Here is a 5,472-nt window from a genome sequence, read left to right on the forward strand (position 1 = left end):
TTTGCGTTATCTCTTCATTCCGGGCAGCATGCCCGGTTGGTTTTTTACATCGTGTCCACTTTCTTCTGTCTGCCCGTATAGCCGTAGGATGTCTTGCCTACACGGAGTTCGGTCCTGCGGTTCAGCTGGTGCATCGCAGGGGTACAGGTCACCGTGTTGCAGTCGTGGATCGGACGGGTCTTGCCGTACCACTGGGACTCCAGCCTGTTCTCCTCGATGCCTCGGTTCTTCAGGTAGTCCTTCACCGCCTGCGCCCTGCGCTCGGACAGCTTCTGGTTGTACTCCTCGTTGCCGCGCTGGTCGGTGTGGCCCTCGATGTACAGCATCAGGTTCGGCATACGCTTCAGCATCACCGCCGTGCGCTCCAGCTCCTGCTTGTGTACACTTCTAAGCATCGCCTTGTCAAAGTCAAAGTAGATCGTCGGAATGTCGTTGATCTCCTCCTGGATCTTCTCGAAGATGTCCTCCGGCTCGCAGAAGTCAATGTCCTTCAGCTCCTGGGGAATCTCGTACTGCTTGGTCGGATCAGGGAAGGCCTCCAGAACCAGCTCGGATCTTCTGTTCAGCTGGTGGCTGGACTCCGGACAGGGCTTGCCGTTGCCGCAGTCGTTCACCAGCTGGCTTTCCCCAAACCACTCCAGTCTCACCCGGTCCGCACTGATGCCCTTGCCTCCCAGGTATTCGGTCACCGCCTTCGCCCGGTTGTTGGACAGTCGGATGTTGTACTCGTCACTCGCCCTGGAGTCCGTGTGGCTGGCCACCAGCAGGTCCAGGAAGCTGTACTTCTGCATCAGCTCGGCCAGCTTGTCCAAGGCCGGCATCGCGTCCTTGCGGATCACAAACTTGTCCAGGTCATAGTACACAATGTCCACATGCACCGGCAGCTGGTACGGAATCGGCTTGAGCACATACTCCCGCTTCACCGTGTCGCCCGAAAAGCCCTTCGTGCTGATGTTCTCGTCGGTCAGGGTAAAGTACCCCGGCTTGGAGATGCTGATCCCGAAGTCACTCTCCGGCTCCAGCTGTGCGGTCAGCTCGCCCCTGCCGTTTCTTGCCGTCGGTACCATGATCCCCTGCGTCTTGTCACGGAAGGTCGCCAGATAGCTCGACGTGATCACCGCACCGTTGCAGTCCAGCACCCTGGCCAGGAACTGCTTGTACATCTCCTTGGCCATGTAGATGTCGTCCAGCCCCATGCCCCCTCTTCTGTTCGAAGAAAGGTACACCGTACGGTCCTTGTCTTCACGGTAGGCAAAATCATCGGCCAGCGAGTTGATCGGAAGACCCATGTTCACCACGTTGCTGATCGATGAGGCCGTGTAGTTCGCCTCGAAGATATCCATGCCCCCCAGACCCTTGTGGCCCGTGGAGGAAAAGTAAAACTTGTTGTCCTTGCGGAACGGATGCGTCTCGTTCCCTTCCGTGTTCACCGAAGGTCCCAGGTTCACCGGGGCCGAAAACGTCATGCTGTCCGTGTATTCGGAATAGTACAGGTCAAAGCCTCCCATGCCCCCGGGCATGTCCGAGGCGAAGTACAGTCTCCTGCTCTCCTCGTCCACAAACGGATGCATCACCGCATAGCCCAGCGAATCGTTGTACGGAAACGCCGCAAACCCTTCCAGCTTCCCGTCAGGGCCTACCTTGCTGTAAAATATCTCCGGCTGCACCGTGATGTCACGGTTCTTCTTCACCTTCTTGATGTCACGGGTCACCGAATAAAACAACAGCCTCTCTTTGGGACCGTAGCTCGGATCCGAAAAACTCACCGAACCCGGAACGTTGGACACCACCTGGCTGATGCTGCCTTCCTTGTCCTGCCTGTATACCGTAAAATATCCACGGCCCGTCTGTCCGCTTGACTCCGGACTGAAAAACTTGTTACGCCCGTCGATCCGGATCCCCGGCATCTTCCTGGTATAGCTGCCTCCCCGGTCCGACACAAAGTACTTGTTGCCCTCTCCGTCTTCCACCATCGAAAAGTCAGACTCCGTGGAGTTCAATCCTTCCACTCCCGTCACCTTCAGGTTCCGAGAACTTTGCGGAATGCTCCCCGGGGTGAGGCCCAGCGTTTCGGCCGTAACCCCCTTCGCTTCCAGAAAAGACTTCGCCTCCTCAAAATTGTCCGACAGAATACCCGTCCTGAGCAGCTGCAGGTAATCCTCGTTGGTCACTTCCTCATACCCCGCCGTCGTCTTCCACCAGTCATACGCCTGGGCGTAATCCCTCACCTTGTCCTGTGCCACGGCCGTCTTGCGGGCCGTCTCATAGTTGGGCTTCTTGGCATACGCCTCCTTGTACACGTCCAGCGCGTGCTGATAGTTCATCAGCCCCATCTGCTCATCCGCATACCGGACCTTCGACTTCTGCGCCTGTACGCCCGCGGTGCTCCCCAAGCAAAGTGCCGCCGCTATTCCCAATATTGTCAGTGTCTTTTTCATAATCAGAACCATCTTTGGTTTTTCATCTTAGCCGTACGCGGTATCATGTAGAAGCCCACCGACAACTCGTGAGAGTTGTGGCGGTAATCCTGTAGCACGTTCAGACTCTGGTCATATGCATACCCCAGTCTCAGACGGTCCGTGGCAAACACCTCGATGATCGCAGCCACCGCGTTGCGGCTGGTCAGATCCTGGTCCACCTCCGTCCACAGCTTCATGTTCGAACGGTAGGAGGCTCCCACCCACAGACGCTCGAAAAACAGAAACATCCCGTTGATGTCGTAGTTGGTCGGCGCTCCCTTCACCTGACGGATCAGAAAGCTCGGCTTGAATCCCACGTTGTCCGAAAGGTTCAGCATCGCTCCCGCGGTCAGGTAGTAGTGAAAATCATGGTACGCCAGCGCGATGTCTTCCTGCTCCAGCGAATTCTTCCCGATCATGTTGTACACGCTGAAGCCCGCATAAAACTTGTCGTTGTGGAAAAACAACCCCGTGTTCAGGTTCGGCGTGAACATGTTCACACGGCCCTCCGGTATCAACACATCCCCCTGGTCATTCGGATCAAACAGCGCCCCGTCGATCATGTACTCCGACACCCCCACGCTCGCTCCCAAACCCAGGAAGCTCTTTCTCCCGGTCTGGATACGATATGCATAGGTCAGCAGACCCGTCGTCGTCCTGGCAGGACCCAGCTGGTCGCTCAGCAGCGAAAATCCAAAGCCCATCGTCCCCTCGTTCGCACTCAGGTCCGCCGTCACCGTGAACGTCTCCGGTGCGCCCGGAAAATCAATCCACTGGCTTCGGTATGTACTCTGAAGGTACGGCTCTCCCTTGTAGCCCGCATACCCCGGATTCACGTGCAGCCCGTTGAAAATGTACTGGCTGAACTGGGGCAACTGCTGCCCAAAAGCCCCCCCGGTGGCCAGCATGGCCACCAGTGAGAGTATTCCTATCGATTTTAAAGTCCTTTTCATGGCACTTGATGATTAGTCTTTGATTACTTGGATCCATCCCTTGAACTCGGTCGTCTCTCCTGATGTACCGGTCACACGCAGTACATAGAAGTAGGTACCCGCTACCTGACCGGGTGCATCCCAGTCGTTGCCGTAGTTCGCACGCTCAAAGACGTGGTCTCCGTACCTGTTAAAGATCACGATGCTGTTGCTCGCATACTTGCCCAAGCCCTTGATCTCAAACCTGTCATTCTTGCCGTCTCCGTTTGGCGTGATCACGTTCGGTATCCTGAACGGCTGGATCTCCGTCTGTGCAGAATCCGTGTTGTCACCCTCGTTGATGTCGTCCTCGGAAGAACCTACCACCGCCGTGTTCACCACCGTGCCCGCAGCACCCGCCTTCACTCTGATTCGGATCGTCACCGAACTGCCAGGACCCATAAACGGTATCGCAAAGCTCAGATTGTTGCCGCTCACCGTCGCAGTCACCTGGGAGCCGCTCGTGTTCGCCGTCACCGCATGGCTCTGATAAGTCACCCCGCTTGGCAGGTTGTCCGTCAACACCACGTTGGTCGCATCCGTCTGGCCCACGTTCCTCACCACGATCTCGTAGTCGAACAGGTCGCCTTCGAACACATCGTCTGACAGCGCTTCCTTGCTCACCGACAGATCCGCATCGTTGTTCAGAATCCTGAAGAACACAAACGCATCGTCGCTGTTGCCCGGATTCACCGTCTCTCTCAGCACATATTGCAGCTTGTAGTCCCTGATCTCGTTCACGCCCGGTATCAGACTCAGCACACCGTTGTCGTTGATCAACAGACCGATGATGCCGTCCAGTTCGGTGAATTCAAAGTCCACATCCGCAGCGTCAGGACGCTGGCCGTCCAGACGGTCGTTGTCCAGTATGTTCCCGATAGGTCCTCCGTAGCGCAGGAAGTAGCTGCCAAACTCGTCGTCGTTGGCGATGATCTCCTTCTTGCCCGCACCGATCGTCACTCCGTCGCTGTCTTCCACTTCTTTGCCATCAGGTGTCGTCGCCTTCACCGTCGCCACGTTGGCAACGCTGCCGGCAGACATGTCAGCCAGTGTCACCACATACTCGGTCTCGAACACCGCAGACTCGCCCGGCAACAGTACCTCTACCGTCTCTTCCAGACCCGTCAGCGGATCCTTCACCGAGATGCCTGTCAGCGTCACGTTGCCCGTATTGGTCACCGTCAACGTATAGACCACCTTCTCGCCCGCTCCGAAGATCGACGTCTTGTCCGCAGTCTTCTCTATTACTATCGACGGCAGCTGCGTGATCGGGGTAGTCACCTCATCCACGTCCGTAGGATTGTCGTCCCCTTCGTTCGGACTCTCGCCCGTAGCTGTCGCCTCGTTGGTCACTTTGCCCGCATCCACATCTTCCTGAGTCACCGGATAGCTCACCTCGATCTGCTTGCTCTCGCCCGGAGCCAAGGTGCCCACGTTCACCACCGTGCCCGTCTTGCTGTCCACAACCGTCACGTTGGTCAGGGTCACATTACCCGTGTTGGTCACCGTGATCGTATACGGAATCTCCTGACCAACCTCGGTGATCTCCGCATCATTGTCGGTGATCTCTACGTCGATCGCAGGGGTCTGCTCAATCTCGGTCACAATCTCGTCTTCTCCCTCAGGATCTTCCCCGTCAGGGCTGTCACCTTTCACAAATACAGTGTTCAATACGCTGCCTCTGTCAACATCTGCCTGAGTAACTGTATATTCGGTCGTCACTGACGCGCTCGCACCAGGATTCAACGTGCCCAGATTCTGGTTCAGACCCGTCAACGGATCCGTTACCGTCACATTCTCAATCGTTACGTTACCTGTATTAGTCGCCGTCAAGGTATAAGTAATAACCTCGCCCGCTTCCTTCACGTCAGCCCCGTTGTCGGTCTTAACCACACTCAGGGAAGGATTACGCAATGCGGATACAGTCACGCCGTCCTGGTCAGTTACTGTCTGGCCGGAAACGGTACCCGAAGCCGTAGCCAGGTTCACCACTGAACCGCTGTTCATGTCTGCCAAGGTCGCGGTGTACTGGGTAGTCACTG

Annotated in this window: 3 protein-coding genes; all 3 read right to left on the reverse strand. The window is 56.6% G+C overall.

The annotated features are described in order from the left end of the window. Window positions 1–44: 44 nt before the first annotated feature. Window positions 45–2,438 (reverse strand): OmpA family protein, encoded by a 2,394-nt coding sequence (locus DDT91_RS20105; RefSeq protein ID WP_255502208.1) that lies wholly within the window; start codon window positions 2,436–2,438, stop codon window positions 45–47. 2 nt (window positions 2,439–2,440) lie between these two features. Continuing rightward, on the reverse strand, window positions 2,441–3,412 hold the full coding sequence (locus DDT91_RS20110) for a type IX secretion system membrane protein PorP/SprF (RefSeq protein WP_187177997.1): 972 nt from the start codon (window positions 3,410–3,412) through the stop codon (window positions 2,441–2,443). Window positions 3,413–3,424: 12 nt separating this feature from the next. Further along, window positions 3,425–5,472 (reverse strand): gliding motility-associated C-terminal domain-containing protein (locus DDT91_RS20115; RefSeq protein WP_222718693.1); only part of this gene is annotated, 2,048 nt, incomplete at its 5' end.

The sequence above is a fragment of the Algoriphagus sp. AK58 genome (genome assembly GCF_014324365.1).
Classification (GTDB): Bacteria; Bacteroidota; Bacteroidia; order Cytophagales; family Cyclobacteriaceae; genus Algoriphagus.